Genomic DNA, 14,904 nt, shown 5'->3' with positions numbered 1-14,904 from the left:
TTCTTCATGTTAAAACAGCTTATAAACTTTTACAAGGTCTCTCCACCGGGACCTTGTAACGGGGAGGCTTTGTCCTCTTCCGATGAACGTCGTCTGAAGTATTTGAAATGGTCTACCTTCCTTTCGGCAACTTTTGGCTACGGTATGTATTACGTTTGCCGCCTTAGCCTGAATGTCGTAAAGAAGCCCATCGTAGAGGAAGGAATCTTCTCTGAAACGGAACTGGGAATAATCGGCTCCGTATTATTCTTCACTTACGCCCTCGGAAAGTTCACGAATGGTTTCCTTGCCGACCGTAGCAATATCAATCGCTTCATGACTACTGGTTTATTGGTTACGGCATTAGTGAACTTATGTCTCGGCTTTACCAATTCTTTTATTCTGTTTGCTGTCCTTTGGGGAATTAGCGGCTGGTTTCAGTCTATGGGTGCCGCCTCTTGCGTGGTTGGTCTTTCCCGTTGGTTCACGGACAAAGAACGGGGTTCCTATTACGGATTTTGGTCTGCCAGCCATAACATCGGTGAAGCGTTAACCTTTTTGATTATTGCGTCTATTGTCAGTGTCTTGGGTTGGCGATACGGCTTCTTCGGAGCCGGTATTGTCGGTTTGCTTGGAGCTTTAATCGTGTGGAAGTTCTTTCATGACACTCCCGAGAGTCAGGGTTTCCCTCCAGTGAATATTCCCAAACAGAAAAAAGAGATGAGTGCAACAGAAACGGCGGATTTCAATAAAGCACAGCGCCAGGTGTTGATGATGCCTGCCATTTGGATTCTTGCCCTTTCGAGTGCTTTTATGTATATCAGTCGTTATGCGATAAACAGCTGGGGTGTCTTTTACTTGGAAGCTCAAAAAGGGTATTCTACCCTGGATGCCAGTTTTATCATTTCTATCTGTCCGGTTTGTGGTATCATCGGTACGATGTTTTCCGGAGTGATTTCGGATAAATTGTTTGGTGGTCGTCGCAATGTTCCGGCCTTAATCTTCGGATTGATGAATATATTTGCACTTTGCCTTTTCCTGTTGGTTCCGGGCGTACATTTTTGGATAGATGTATTGGCTATGGTTCTTTTTGGTTTAGGAATCGGAGTACTAATCTGCTTTTTGGGTGGTTTGATGGCTGTCGATATTGCTCCTCGCAATGCATCGGGAGCAGCATTGGGAGTTGTCGGCATTGCCAGTTATATTGGTGCCGGATTGCAGGATGTGATGAGCGGTATACTGATAGAAGACCAAAAAACGGTTCAGAACGGAGTTGATGTTTATGACTTCACCTATATCAATTGGTTTTGGATAGGGGCGGCTCTGCTGTCAGTACTTTTTGCGTTATTGGTCTGGAATGCAAAATCAAAAGAGACAGATTAGTTCCAAGTATATTAGGTTAGATTGAAAAAACTTGTTTGTAAAAGAATATAACAAGTATTTGTTTTCAAAGGTATTGGATTTAATTTCGGGAAGTTCGTTGTTACGATTCTTCCCGAAATGTTTTTATCATATTTACTTCGTCTCTGCCAGCCAACGATTGATATTGCGGGTTTCCGCACTGAATTCCACACCGATCCTCACTACTTCCCGATGATCTTTCTGATAAGGAATTAGGTAACCTTTATTATCAATCTGTTTTATTGCTTCTTCTGCGGTTCCATTTAGTTTGAACTCAAATACATAGATATATTTGGGCGTTTTGACCACAGCATCGGCACGTCCGCGGGCACTGCGTACTTCTGCTTCTGTGAATTGTCCCATTAGTTTGAATACAAGATAGAAGATAACCTGATAGTGCCGTTCGGTCTGGTCATTCAGTTCATACGGAATATCAGCAAAGAAAGCCTCCAAACGGGTGAGGAAAGATTCATAATCACCTGTGCGTAATTCCTGAACGAATTTTCCGATATAAAATCCTTGATCGTTGTTCTTCATTGGAGTGTAAAACGGAACAAGAAAGTTTATGAATCCGTAGCGCACTTCATCATTCGGAAAATCAAGCAGATAGTTCTGAAACTCTCTGTCGTAATCCTTAATAGTCAAATATCCACTTTGATAAATCAGCGGTATAGGATTATGAGCATCCATTCTGTATTCTACAAAAGAAGAAGCAGGCGCTTCTATACCATTTAATAAAGTACGGAGATCATATTCACTTTTTTGTAGTAGTTCAACCAAGAATGTTGGCGTACCGGTTTGGAACCAATAGCTGCCCAACTCCAATTTACTGAAAGCATTCAATACGCTGAACGGATTGAATACCCCTGAGCCATCCGAGTGAAAATGATAACCGTCATAGTTGCGTTTCATTGCTGCGACTACTTCTTCTGGAGTCTGATGATTTTTGCGACCGAAAATTTCAATTTCGGGTTTGAAAGTACTCTCCAGTTCTTCTCGGGTAATACCGCAAAGTGTGGCATAAGAATAGTCTAGGCTAATGTCATTCAACTGATTCAGATCGCTGAATACGCTGACTTGAGAGAACTTCGTAACTCCGGTCAGGAAAACAAAACGGAGATATGCGTCAGCACTTTTCAATACTCCATAAAAGGCTTTCAATATCTGACGATACTCTTCGAACAATCTCGGACGGGTAATGGCTTGCAAAAGAGGTTTGTCATATTCGTCTACTAATACAACGACGTTTTTTCCTGTTTTCAGAAAAGCTTGCTCGATCACATAGCTGAAGCGTTCTTCGGGGCTACGATCTTTTTTCTCATCACCATAAATAGCTTCCCATTTCTCTAAATATTGGTTTAGCATTGCGATTAAATCCGCTGCCGTCTCATATTTTTTTGCATTCAGATCAAGGTGTAAAACTGGATACTGTTCCCATTTCGTCTCTAGTTGTTCAATGGCCAATCCATTAAATAGCTCTTTTTTCCCTTGGAAATAAGCATCGAATGTCGAAATTAATAGACTTTTACCAAAGCGGCGTGGTCTGCTTAGAAAATATGGCTTTCCCAAATTGGCCATACGCCATACAAGCGCGGTTTTATCCACATAAAGATAATTCTCCTTCCGTATTCCTTCAAATGTCTGTATTCCAATAGGAAGTTTACGCATTAAGTTATCCATATCCGATGGTTTTAGAGTTTCATACGCAAAGATACAATATGCAAATGAGAATTTAAGTAGAATACAAACATTATCTTTTCAGAATAAATTCAGTTTTACGCCTTTCTTTTGCCGGAGATAATTTATTATCTTTGTAACTTTAATCCGATAATCAATGAGTAGAATAATATTAAATACTAAGATTTGGCTGTTTGTGTTGTTGCTTGGAATGTCGTTTCCCGCATGGGCACAAAGTGATGATTTCAATACATGGACTAAATTTAAAGTAAATCATAAGATAGATTCCCGTTTCTCGGTTTCAGGCGATTTGGAATTACGTATGAAGGATGATGTAAGTCGATTAGATCGTTGGGGACTGACAGTTGGTGGAAGTTATCGCCCTTGTTCTTTTTTGAATCTGGGAGTGGGATATGAGACCCATCTTCGGAATTTGGGTGATTCAGACTGGAAGTTGAGACATCGCTATCATATATCTGCCACTGCCAACTTTCGTTATCAATGGTTGAAAGTGTCTTTGCGGGAGAGGTTTCAGCAGACTTTTGACCGTGGTGATTCTGAAACTCGTCTACGTTCTCGTTTGAAGTTATCCTATGCTTCTACAAAAGGAATCGTTTCTCCTTATTTTTCTGTTGAAATTTATCAAAGTCTGGATGATACCTCTTTTTGGAGAGCAGACCGTATGCGCTATCGTCCCGGAGTGGAGATTGCTTTAGCCAAACGTTGGTCATTGGATGCATTTTATTGTTATCAATATGCATCTTCGCAAGGCAGACACATTGCCGGAATAGAAGTGGGGTATTCTTTTTGAAATAAATGACGGATAGTAAATAATAACCAATGCTAATATAATAATGTGGAGTTCAGAATGTCTTGTTTTTGCATGTGTTATGTAAATGGCTGATTACGTGCTTTTTATATAAAAGATTAATCTTTTTAAAGGAAAATATTTCTTTTCTTAACTATAATCTGTACTTTCGCTTCCACATTTCAAACTGTAATGTGGGAATTTAAGATTTTACAGTTGCAACAGACGTGTTGTATGGTTTTTCATAACCGAAAGTGAATACTTCCTCTTATGGCATTCTTTCTGCTCAATCAAGAATTTCTTTTTTTGAACTAATAGAAAAACAAAATGAAAACATGCCATAACCTATTTGTGGGAGTAGGTTTTTTTATCCTTTGTTGTACTATGTTTACTGCTTGTGTAAACCATATTTCGGAGGAAGAAGGGGAAATCATTAATAATGGAGATATTCCGTTGAAGTTTGTAGCTGATATTCATGAGATCATGAATACTCGTGTAGTAAACAATAGTTTTGGAGAAAAAGATGAAGTGGGGTTATTTGCACTTGCAGGAACTACTACAATGCAAGAAGAACGTTATGCAGATAATCTTCATTTTGTGCGTTCATCTACTGGTGAGTTTGTATCTGATGAATCGGTTTACTATCCGGATGATGGAGTTACATTGAATTTAATCAGTTATTATCCATATCAGAATAGTGGAGTAGCAATGGGGGAAAGTTCCATGCAAGTGACCGTTGCAACAACTCAAGATAAACTGGATGATTATTCTCATTCTGATTTTCTAGTTGCTTCCAAAAAGGAAGTATTAGCCAGTAAAGATGCAGTTGCTTTGACTTACAACCACCAGTTCTTTCGCATGAAAATAGTCCTTGTCCCCGGAGAGGGAGAGAATATAGAAGAAATACTATCTGTGAAACCTACACTTTCGGTGAGTGGCTTTTATACTAAGACCATTTATGATTTTCAGAAGAAAACATTCTCTGCCTATTCTGAAGAGAAAGATATTACTCCTGCAGGAGAATGGGAAATAAAAGACGGTCGACTAGTAGGAAAAGAGCTTATTTTGATTCCCCAAGAGGCGACTGTTGGGTATCAATACATAACATTGGAAGCTGCCGGCAAACTATATACCAGTTTATTACCATCCACTTTACAATTGGAAAGTGGAAAACAGAGAGAGTTGGAAATAACGTTTGTATCGGCCGAAGATATATTAATGAGTAAAGTGAACGGAGAAATCGGGGATTGGGATGGGACAGAAGTGGATCATACCGAATCGGGTATTTTGCATAAATACATAGATGTATCGAAGCTGACTTTTGAAAAATCGAATGTGTACAAAGTGATACATTCGGGAAAACAAGTAGCCGAAATATGTAAAGAGTATCTTGTTACTCCGGATTTTTCTTCTCAAGCGATTGTTGCCTATCCGATGAAAGAAGACGGTAGCGTTAATTTATCTCAAGGGATTGTAGCACAGTTATTAGGAAAATCAGGAAAAGTAAATGGTGGAAGTGTATCATGGAATATGGAAGATCATTCATTAACCTATGTGGATGGCACCTTATTGGCTCGTAATAATGTTTATGTGCTGGCAGACGGAGCAATCTCCTTATCAGTAACACTGGCAGATGATGTGTTACCTGTTCTAGCATTGGAAGATGTGGTTCGTGACGTACGTGGAGGAGTCATCCATAATTATCCGCTAGTGAAGATCGGAACTCAATACTGGATGAGGAGTAATTTGGAGGCATCTTTATATGTAAACGGTGATGCGCTCCCTAAATTGAATCAGGTAACAGCAAATATAGCCGGATATTTGCAATCTACTACAGAGCATTATTTTTATACCGCTAATGTTGCGCTTTCCGGTAGGATCTTGCCAACTCACTGGAGTATACCGAATTGGGAAGACTGGAATATTTTAAAAGACTACTTGAAGGGGGAAGCTTCTTTGTTGAAGTCAGGGATCTGGTTGTCCCTGAAGACGGAAGAACAAGTGCAACCTGCAACTAATTTATCCGGTTTTAATGGTATTCCTGTAGGAATGTATGTAGGGGCTTTTCAAGCAGATTATGAGAACAAACATTTGGCATATTGGACATTGGACAATACAAATGCCACCATCGATACTAAGGTTTTCTACATGAAAAGTGATACGAATATCATAGAAGAATCTAATGCGGGTATTGATACGAAAGCTTTCGCTATTCGTTGTATTAGAAAGTAAATCAGTGAAAATTGCATCTCCTTTTCATAAATTGCTTATATTTGGGAAGTAAAACTAACTAAAAGAGAGAACTATGAAGAAGATAATAAATCCCTGGAAGGGTTTGGAAGGGTACAATTGTTTCGGTTGTGCTCCTAATAATGAAGCTGGAGTAAAAATGGAATTTTATGAGGATGGTGACGAAGTAGTGAGCATTTGGAAGCCACGTCCCGAGTATCAAGGCTGGATTGACACTTTGCATGGCGGTATTCAAGCAGTTTTGATGGATGAAATCTGTGCGTGGGTGGTGCTTCGTAAACTACAAACGACTGGAGTGACTTCGAAGATGGAAACCCGTTACCGAAAATCTGTTGATACCAAAGATTCTCATATAGTATTGCGTGCCTCTATTAAAGAAGTGAAGCGGAACATTGTCATTGTTGAAGCAAAATTATATAATAAGGATGGAGAAGTGTGCACGGAATCAGTTTGTACTTACTTTACTTTCTCGAAAGAAAAGTCGAAAGACGAAATGCATTTTACGAAATGTGATGTAGAGCCGGAAGAGATATTGCCTTTAATTTGAAATAAAAACTCAAGTTTTTGTGATAAATGTTTGGTGGTTTCAAACAAATGCTTTACTTTTGTCGCAGTTAATAAAAGAAATATGAAATATACAACTACACATCATCATCATCATTTTCCTAACGAATAATCGGTGGGCGTGGATGATATTGTGTATAACTATATAAACGATAACTAAGGCTTGCCGAATACGGTAAGCCTTTTTTTATTTCTCAACGCATATTATAATTAAAAATTAAATAAAGTCATGTTAAGAATCGCAGTACAAGCCAAAGGACGTCTCTTCGAAGAGACAATGGCACTTTTAGGAGAGTCGGATATTAAGTTGAGCACTACAAAACGTACCTTATTGGTGCAGTCTTCCAATTTCCCTATTGAAGTTCTATTCCTTCGTGATGATGATATCCCGCAGACAGTGGCTACCGGTGTGGCAGACTTGGGAATTGTTGGCGAAAACGAATTTATGGAGAAAGAAGAAGATGCGGAAATTATCAAACGTTTGGGATTCAGTAAGTGTCGCCTTTCATTGGCTATGCCGAAAGATATTGAATATCCCGGTTTGTCATGGTTTGACGGTAAGAAGATCGCTACTTCCTATCCGGTTATTCTTCGTAACTTCCTGAAGAAAAATGGTGTAAATGCTGAAATTCACGTGATTACCGGTTCCGTAGAAGTGTCTCCGGGAATTGGATTGGCTGATGCTATTTTCGATATTGTAAGCTCCGGTTCTACGTTGGTAAGTAACCGTTTGAAAGAAGTGGAAGTCGTAATGAAGTCGGAAGCATTGCTGATTGGCAACAAGAATATGAGCGACGAGAAAAAAGAAGTGCTCGAAGAACTGCTGTTCCGCATGAATGCAGTAAAAACAGCCGAAGATAAAAAATATGTATTGATGAATGCTCCGAAAGATAAACTGGAAGAAATCATTGCTGTATTGCCGGGTATGAAGAGCCCTACGGTGATGCCGTTAGCACAGGAAGGCTGGTGCTCTGTTCATACAGTACTTGATGAAAAACGTTTTTGGGAAATCATAGGAAAACTGAAAGGACTGGGAGCGGAAGGTATTTTAGTACTGCCTATTGAAAAGATGATTGTATAAATATATAGGCACAGATTTCACGGATTACACAGATAATGTAGTCGCTAATCCCAGATACCGTGTAACCCGTGAAATCCGTGCCTAATAAGATATAAACTATGAAATTGATTAAATATCCCTCAAAAGAACAGTGGACGGAACTTTTGAAACGTCCGGCACTGAATACGGAAAATTTGTTCGACACTGTTCGCTCTATTATAAATAAGGTAAGAGCAGAAGGTGACAAAGCCGTCTTGAAATATGAAGCTACTTTTGATAAAGTCACCTTGTCTGCGCTTGCTGTGACTCCTGAAGAGATACAGGTTGCCGGAACATTGGTAAGCGATGAACTGAAAGCAGCCATCTCCCTGGCAAAACAAAATATTGAAACCTTTCATGCTTCCCAACGTTTTATCGGAAAGAAGGTAGAAACAATGAACGGTGTGACTTGCTGGCAAAAATCGGTAGGAATCGAAAAAGTGGGATTGTATATTCCGGGTGGAACAGCACCACTTTTCTCAACTGTATTGATGTTGGCTGTTCCGGCTAAAATTGCAGGATGCAAGGAAATCGTACTTTGCACGCCTCCCGATAAGAATGGAAATATTCATCCGGCTATTCTTTTTGCTGCGCAACTGGCAGGTGTCAGTAAAATATTCAAGGCTGGTGGTGTGCAGGCTATTGCCGCTATGGCCTATGGAACGGAGAGTGTACCTAAAGTATATAAGATATTTGGTCCAGGTAATCAATATGTGACAGCTGCCAAACAGTTGGTAAGCCTGCGTGATGTAGCTATTGATATGCCTGCCGGCCCTTCTGAAGTCGAAGTTCTGGCTGATGCATCTGCCAACCCGGTTTTTGTAGCAGCAGACCTTTTGTCACAGGCAGAACATGGAATAGATAGCCAGGCTATATTGATTACCACTTCCGAGAAACTTCAAACAGAAGTAATGGCGGAAGTAGAACGTCAATTAGCCGAATTGCCCCGTCGTGAAATTGCTGCAAAATCATTAGAGAATAGTAAACTGATTTTAGTAAAGGATTTGGATGAAGCATTGGAACTGACTAACGCATACGCGCCGGAACACTTAATTATAGAAACGGAAAACTACATGGAAGTAGCAGAGCGTGTAACAAATGCCGGTTCTGTTTTTCTTGGATCGTTAACTCCCGAAAGTGCCGGTGACTATGCTTCCGGAACAAATCATACCTTGCCTACCAACGGTTATGCCAAAGCATATAGCGGCGTCAGTCTGGATAGTTTTATCCGCAAGATTACGTTTCAGGAAATTCTCCCGGAAGGAATAAAGGCTATTGGTCCTGCTATTGAGGAGATGGCGGCTAACGAACATTTGGATGCGCATAAAAATGCGGTCACAGTTCGTCTCAAAGCAATTCAAAATTCATAATTTAAAATTTAAAGAAGTGAAAACATTACAAGAATTAACCCGGCCGAATATCTGGAAATTAAAGCCTTATTCTTCGGCACGTGATGAATATAAAGGAGTCACCGCTTCTGTTTTCCTGGATGCAAACGAAAATCCGTACAATACGCCTCACAACCGTTATCCGGACCCTATGCAGTGTGAACTGAAAACATTGTTGTCGAAAATTAAGAAAGTATCTCCCGAACATATTTTTCTCGGAAACGGCAGTGATGAAGCCATCGACTTGGTCTTTCGTGCTTTCTGCGAACCGGGTAAAGATAATGTAGTAGCTATCGATCCTACCTATGGAATGTATCAGGTCTGTGCCGATGTAAACGATGTGGAATATCGGAAAGTATTGTTGGATGATGACTTCCAGTTCTCTGCTGACAAATTGCTGGCAGCTACCGACGAGCATACCAAACTTATTTTCCTTTGCTCGCCTAATAATCCGACAGGAAATGATCTGCTTCGTTCCGAAATAGAAAAGATTCTTTGTCAGTTTGAAGGATTGGTAATGTTGGATGAGGCTTACAATGATTTTTCTAAAGCTCCGTCTTTCCTCGAAGAGTTGGATAAATATCCCAATCTCGTCGTATTTCAGACATTCTCCAAAGCTTGGGGATGTGCTGCTATCCGTTTGGGAATGGCTTTTGCTTCCAAAGAGATTATTGATATTCTTAGTAAAATCAAATATCCCTATAATGTCAACCAGTTGACTCAACAGCAAGCCATCGCCATGTTGCATAAACATTATGAGATAGAACGTTGGGTGAAAACTCTGAAGGAAGAACGTGACTATTTGGAAGCGGAATTTGAAAAGCTTCCATGTACCATTAAACTGTTCCCGTCTGATGCGAATTTCTTTTTGGCAAAAGTGACGGATGCCGTGAAAATCTACAATTATTTGGTAGGTGAAGGAATTATTGTGCGTAATCGCCATAACATTTCGCTTTGCTGCAACTGTTTGCGTGTGACTGTCGGTACCCGTGTAGAGAATAATACCCTATTGGCTATCCTTAAAAAATACCCGGGATAATTTATGAAGAAGAAAGTATTATTTATAGATAGAGATGGTACGTTGGTGATCGAACCTCCCGTGGATTACCAACTCGACTCATTGGAGAAGCTGGAATTCTATCCGAAAGTATTCCGTAATTTAGGTTTTATCCGCAGTAAACTCGATTTTGAATTTGTGATGGTCACCAATCAGGATGGATTGGGTACATCTTCCTTCCCGGAAGAAACGTTTTGGCCTGCCCATAATCTGATGCTTAAAACATTGGAAGGAGAGGGGATTACTTTTGATGAGATTCTGATAGACCGTAGTTTCCCGGAAGATAATGCGCCCACCCGTAAACCACGTACCGGAATGCTGACGAAGTATCTAAATAATCCGGAATACGATCTTGCCGGAAGTTTTGTGATAGGCGACCGTCCTACGGATGTGGAACTTGCCAAGAATTTGGGTTGTCGGGCAATCTATCTGCAAAATTCACCTGAAACCCTGAAAGAAAAAGGACTGGAAGAAGTCTGCGCCCTTGCAACAACTGACTGGGATCAGATATCCGAGTTCCTTTTTGCCGGAGAACGGAAAGCGGAAGTACGTCGTACAACCAAAGAAACAGATATTGATGTGGCTTTGAACTTGGATGGAAACGGCGCTTGTGACATCTCTACCGGTCTTGGCTTTTTCGACCACATGCTCGAGCAGATTGGAAAACACTCCGGTATAGACTTGACAATCCGTGTAAAAGGAGATCTGGAGGTAGACGAACATCATACAATCGAAGATACTGCTATTGCATTAGGAGAATGTATTTACCAGGCTTTAGGTAGTAAGCGTGGAATTGAACGTTATGGCTATGCTTTACCGATGGATGATTGTCTTTGTCAGGTTTGTTTGGACTTTGGTGGTCGTCCCTGGCTGGTTTGGGATGCCGAATTCAAGCGTGAGAAGATAGGGGAGATGCCAACGGAAATGTTCCTTCATTTCTTTAAGTCACTAAGTGATGCGGCAAAAATGAATCTGAACATTAAGGCGGAAGGACAAAATGAACATCATAAGATAGAAGGTATTTTTAAAGCCCTTGCCCGTGCCTTGAAAATGGCAATCAAAAGAGATATCTATCATTTTGAACTTCCATCCAGCAAGGGAGTACTTTGATCTTTTTATAATAACAATATAGACTTATGCAGAAACGAATCCTGTTGAGCCTACTTTTGGGAGTAATCTTCTCTATATCTATTTTTAGTCAGAATCTAAAAGTAGAGAAGATTACTCTTCCTGATAGTGAATTAACCAATCTGTACAAGATCGATTCGGGTGTATATCGTTCAGAGCAACCTTCGCATGAAGACTTTAAAGCTTTAGAAAAGTATGGTATTGGCGAAGCTCTCAATCTCCGTAATAGACATAGTGATGATGATGAAGCCGCAGGAACAAACGTAAAGCTTCATCGGGTAAAGACCAAAGCTCATTCCATCAATGAAGAACAGTTGATTGAAGCATTGCGTATTATAAAGAATCGTAAAGCGCCGATTGTTATCCATTGCCATCACGGATCAGATCGCACAGGAGCTGTTTGCGCACTTTATCGAATGGTATTTCAGAATGTTTCAAAAGAAGACGCGATTCATGAAATGACTGAAGGCGGTTTTGGCTTTCATCGTATTTATAAAAATATCATTCGGAGGATTAAAGAAGCGGATATAGAGCAAATAAGAAGAAAAGTTATGTGTACAGAGGGATTTTAGTATGTAATTTTGTGCAGATACATGTCTTGCTAAAATGTTGTATCGAAGCTATGATGAGGCGTTATATTTTCTCAACTATTCTCACTGCTATGAGAAAAAAATCTCACTATAATGAGAAAATCTTCTCATAGTAATGAGTATTTTTTCTCATAGCAGTGAGAATAGTTTGATGTTTGTACTTCCCTATAAATTCTCTATTTCTTTAAGCCACATAGCTGAATTGGCATCACTAGGCATCCTCCAATCCCCCCGTGGACTAATAGAAATACTTCCAACTTTAGGGCCGTCCGGTAAGCAAGAACGTTTGAACTGCTGATTGAAGAAACGACGGAAGAAAGTGGAAAGCCATTTCTTGATGGTTTCTTCATCATACGTATCTTTGAATGTCGTTCTTGCCAAATAGAATATCTTGGAAGGCCGGAAGCCGAAACGTAAGAAATAATATAGGAAGAAGTCGTGCAGTTCATAAGGACCTACCAGATCTTCTGTTTTCTGTTTAATTTCTCCGTTCTCATCCGCCGGAATCAATTCCGGGCTAATAGGAGTGTCTACAATATCAAGCAAAGTAGCTTTCGAGTTTTCGTCCATACCGTTTTCTGCCACCCATTGTACTAAATATTTCACAAGTGTTTTGGGAACACTCGCATTTACCCCGTACATGGACATGTGATCGCCGTTGTAAGTAGCCCATCCCAATGCAAGTTCCGATAAGTCCCCTGTGCCGATAACCATTCCCCAAGTCTGATTGGCCACATCCATTAGTATTTGTGTACGTTCGCGTGCTTGCGAATTCTCGTATGTAACATCGTGTACATTCATGTCATGTTCGATGTCCTTAAAATGTTGGATGCAGGCATCTTTAATACTAATTTCACGGATGGATATACCTAATGATTTCATTAGATCGATCGCATTATGGTAGGTGCGGTCAGTCGTTCCGAAACCCGGCATCGTGATTCCGAGAATACCATTTCGGGATAATCCCAGTTTATCGAAAGTCTTCACGCAGACGAGCAGTGCTAGCGTTGAGTCTAATCCACCTGAAATACCAACTACGGCTGTTTTGGCTCCGGTGTGAACTAATCTTTGTGCTAGTCCGGCCACTTGGATAGAGAATACTTCTTCGCAATGTTCATTTAGCTCAATTCCTTGTGGTACGAAAGGATGGGCATTGAACTTCCGGGTTAAGGTCAGTTCTTTGCTGTTGACAAATTCTGTCGCGATAGAAACTGCTTTCTTGTCTCCTAAATTTGCCTGATTAGCGGCGAAGGTAGTATTTATCCTGCGTTCTGCCCGGATGCGTTCCACATCAATTTCACTGATAATCAGTTGCTCTTTCATACTGAAACGTTCGCTGCGTGCAAGCAGTGAACCGTTTTCATAAATCAGCCCATTACCGGCAAAAACCACATCGGTAGTAGATTCTCCAAAGCCACAAGACGAGAATACATATCCGGCAATACAACGTGCGGATTGTTGGCTGATGAGAGAACAAAGATAATTGTTCTTTCCAATGCCTTCATTATCAGCAGACATATTGAACAGAATCTCTGCTCCTTGCAGTGCCAGTGAGGAACTTGGAGGTATAGTAGACCAAAGGTCCTCGCATATCTCAATGCCAAAAGTCGTATCTGAAGTCTCAAAAAGCAGATTTGCACCTATGGGAACGATTTGTCCACACAGGCGTACGTTGTTTGTAGTCAACTGAAGCGCTGATGTGAACCAACGTTGTTCGTAGAATTCTTTATAATTCGGCAGATAGGTCTTGGCTGCAACTCCCAACACTTTCCCTTTCTGAATCACTACGGCTGCATTGATTACTGTCGAATTGACAACGACAGGCATGCCAACAATAGAAATGATATCTAATTGACGGGTGTTATTCAGAATTTGCATCAGCCCCATTTCTGCTTCTTCTAGCAAAAGTTGTTGTCCAAATAGGTCACCACAAGTATATCCGGTGATACTCATTTCCGGGAAAATGATGATCTGCACTCCTTTTCCTTCAGCCACTTCAATCAGACTTTCTATCTTCTCTACATTGAATTTACAGTCAGCCACTTTTACGTGTGGCACGGCTGCAGCTACTTTTACAAATCCGTAGTTCATCTTATACCTTATTTATATATAATGACTGCAAAAATAGGAAATAGTTTTGAATAATTATCTTTTCTATATTGAATCCTCTTAATAAGCTATTTTGTATGAGTTGTGATGTTGTTATTTGAGCAATTAAAGTAACTATCAAAATGAACATTTATATTCAACTATCATTGAAATATGTTGTGGATTTATTTTCATTTATGGGTTTGTGTACTTAAATATGTATCAAAAAGATATAAGTGGAAATTTGGTATAAAATATGCGACATATTGTTTCTTTTATTTAAATATAATATATATATTTGTAGCCAAAATAGAACAATATTAGAAGTGTATAACACCTAAACAGAACAAGTGATATTAGTGTTTAATTTATAACTTAAGAGAGCAGATGGTCATACATTTAATTCACACAGCAGTAACACGAAAAATCTATTTGGATATTTGGCGCAATATTAAGAATTTGCCAAGTTAGTCTATTCCTATTCTATATTTATAGATAATAATAGCCTGTCCCAAGTCGGTGCAGAAAATGCATAAACCGATTTTGGGAAAGGAGTGTATTATTCTACGCGAAGACTGCGTATTCCTTATTGTAGATAAATCTATAAAAATAAATCAATTTCATTAATCCTCAAATCCGCAACTAAGCTCTTCAGCGTCCTTCTTGCGTCTAAACGTCCTCTCATCACTGAATTAGCAGATAAATTGAGGCTGAAATACCCACTTCTGCCCACAATATCCCCTTGCCCCACTATGCGACTTGAGGCAATACGCAGTATCATACCCATAAGTTGTAGGCGTTATCCAAAATCAGTCTGAAAAATATCTGCGTAAGCATTATTACAGGTATAGATATTCAGCACATACCGCCTTGAT

The 14,904-nt window shown here is 39.9% G+C and carries 12 protein-coding genes; 9 read left to right on the top strand and 3 right to left on the bottom strand.

From position 1 onward, the window contains the following. Positions 1-6: 6 nt before the first annotated feature. On the top strand, positions 7-1,362 hold the full coding sequence (locus DW862_RS05070) for an MFS transporter (protein ID WP_120067389.1): 1,356 nt from the start codon (positions 7-9) through the stop codon (positions 1,360-1,362). 132 nt (positions 1,363-1,494) lie between these two features. Here the strand turns inward: DW862_RS05070 and DW862_RS05065 are convergent, their stop codons facing one another. Next, entirely contained in the window at positions 1,495-3,060 is a 1,566-nt protein-coding gene (locus tag DW862_RS05065) for an ATP-binding protein (RefSeq protein ID WP_120067388.1), read from the bottom strand. 154 nt (positions 3,061-3,214) lie between these two features. Here DW862_RS05065 and DW862_RS05060 point away from each other — a divergent pair, with 154 nt between their 5' ends. From DW862_RS05060 to DW862_RS05025, 8 genes are all read left to right on the top strand, one after another. Beyond that, a complete protein-coding gene (locus tag DW862_RS05060; protein ID WP_120067387.1) occupies positions 3,215-3,868 on the top strand; it encodes a DUF2490 domain-containing protein in 654 nt (217 codons plus the stop codon). Positions 3,869-4,192: 324 nt separating this feature from the next. Beyond that, positions 4,193-6,097, top strand: coding sequence for a fimbrillin family protein (locus tag DW862_RS05055; RefSeq protein WP_087321422.1), 1,905 nt, complete (start codon positions 4,193-4,195; stop codon positions 6,095-6,097). Positions 6,098-6,170: 73 nt separating this feature from the next. Further along, positions 6,171-6,662: a PaaI family thioesterase gene (locus DW862_RS05050; RefSeq protein ID WP_087321424.1), complete on the top strand. Its 492-nt coding sequence runs from the start codon at positions 6,171-6,173 to the stop codon at positions 6,660-6,662. 246 nt (positions 6,663-6,908) lie between these two features. Continuing rightward, positions 6,909-7,760: an ATP phosphoribosyltransferase gene (hisG, locus tag DW862_RS05045; protein ID WP_008021757.1), complete on the top strand. Its 852-nt coding sequence runs from the start codon at positions 6,909-6,911 to the stop codon at positions 7,758-7,760. 98 nt (positions 7,761-7,858) lie between these two features. After that, a complete protein-coding gene (hisD, locus tag DW862_RS05040; RefSeq protein WP_087321426.1) occupies positions 7,859-9,148 on the top strand; it encodes a histidinol dehydrogenase in 1,290 nt (429 codons plus the stop codon). Beyond that, positions 9,108-10,205 carry a histidinol-phosphate transaminase gene (gene hisC / locus DW862_RS05035; protein WP_165861885.1) on the top strand — a complete coding sequence of 366 codons (1,098 nt, stop codon included), beginning with the start codon at positions 9,108-9,110 and terminating at the stop codon, positions 10,203-10,205. Before hisD ends, hisC begins: the two co-directional genes overlap by 41 nt. Positions 10,206-10,208: 3 nt before the next feature. Beyond that, positions 10,209-11,333: a bifunctional histidinol-phosphatase/imidazoleglycerol-phosphate dehydratase HisB gene (hisB, locus tag DW862_RS05030; RefSeq protein WP_120067386.1), complete on the top strand. Its 1,125-nt coding sequence runs from the start codon at positions 10,209-10,211 to the stop codon at positions 11,331-11,333. Between the two features lie 26 nt (positions 11,334-11,359). Then, positions 11,360-11,923 (top strand): dual specificity protein phosphatase family protein, encoded by a 564-nt coding sequence (locus tag DW862_RS05025; protein ID WP_120067385.1) that lies wholly within the window; start codon positions 11,360-11,362, stop codon positions 11,921-11,923. A 183-nt stretch (positions 11,924-12,106) separates the two neighbouring features. On the opposite strand, the gene DW862_RS05020 is transcribed toward DW862_RS05025, so the two are convergent. Continuing rightward, a complete protein-coding gene (locus tag DW862_RS05020) occupies positions 12,107-14,032 on the bottom strand; it encodes an NAD(+) synthase (RefSeq protein ID WP_120067384.1) in 1,926 nt (641 codons plus the stop codon). A 598-nt stretch (positions 14,033-14,630) separates the two neighbouring features. Further along, positions 14,631-14,816 carry a hypothetical protein gene (locus tag DW862_RS26285; RefSeq protein ID WP_120067383.1) on the bottom strand — a complete coding sequence of 62 codons (186 nt, stop codon included), beginning with the start codon at positions 14,814-14,816 and terminating at the stop codon, positions 14,631-14,633. Between the last annotated feature and the right edge of the window lie 88 nt (positions 14,817-14,904).

The sequence above is a fragment of the Bacteroides sp. AM37-9 genome, from assembly GCF_003603455.1.
Classification (GTDB): domain Bacteria; phylum Bacteroidota; class Bacteroidia; order Bacteroidales; family Bacteroidaceae; genus Bacteroides; species Bacteroides xylanisolvens.
This window is presented reverse-complemented; position numbering and strand designations above follow the sequence as displayed.

What these genes read in the sequence shown, in the direction of transcription:
- hisC (WP_165861885.1), top strand. Translation starts at nt 9,108, where the DNA reads ATGCGGTCACAGTTCGTCTCAAAGCAATTCAAAATTCATAATTTAAAA.
- DW862_RS05065 (WP_120067388.1), bottom strand. Translation starts at nt 3,060, where the DNA reads ATGGATAACTTAATGCGTAAACTTCCTATTGGAATACAGACATTTGAA.
- DW862_RS05050 (WP_087321424.1), top strand. Translation starts at nt 6,171, where the DNA reads ATGAAGAAGATAATAAATCCCTGGAAGGGTTTGGAAGGGTACAATTGT.
- DW862_RS05070 (WP_120067389.1), top strand. Translation starts at nt 7, where the DNA reads ATGTTAAAACAGCTTATAAACTTTTACAAGGTCTCTCCACCGGGACCT.
- DW862_RS05055 (WP_087321422.1), top strand. Translation starts at nt 4,193, where the DNA reads ATGAAAACATGCCATAACCTATTTGTGGGAGTAGGTTTTTTTATCCTT.
- DW862_RS26285 (WP_120067383.1), bottom strand. Translation starts at nt 14,816, where the DNA reads ATGGGTATGATACTGCGTATTGCCTCAAGTCGCATAGTGGGGCAAGGG.
- hisB (WP_120067386.1), top strand. Translation starts at nt 10,209, where the DNA reads ATGAAGAAGAAAGTATTATTTATAGATAGAGATGGTACGTTGGTGATC.
- hisD (WP_087321426.1), top strand. Translation starts at nt 7,859, where the DNA reads ATGAAATTGATTAAATATCCCTCAAAAGAACAGTGGACGGAACTTTTG.
- DW862_RS05060 (WP_120067387.1), top strand. Translation starts at nt 3,215, where the DNA reads ATGAGTAGAATAATATTAAATACTAAGATTTGGCTGTTTGTGTTGTTG.
- DW862_RS05020 (WP_120067384.1), bottom strand. Translation starts at nt 14,032, where the DNA reads ATGAACTACGGATTTGTAAAAGTAGCTGCAGCCGTGCCACACGTAAAA.
- hisG (WP_008021757.1), top strand. Translation starts at nt 6,909, where the DNA reads ATGTTAAGAATCGCAGTACAAGCCAAAGGACGTCTCTTCGAAGAGACA.
- DW862_RS05025 (WP_120067385.1), top strand. Translation starts at nt 11,360, where the DNA reads ATGCAGAAACGAATCCTGTTGAGCCTACTTTTGGGAGTAATCTTCTCT.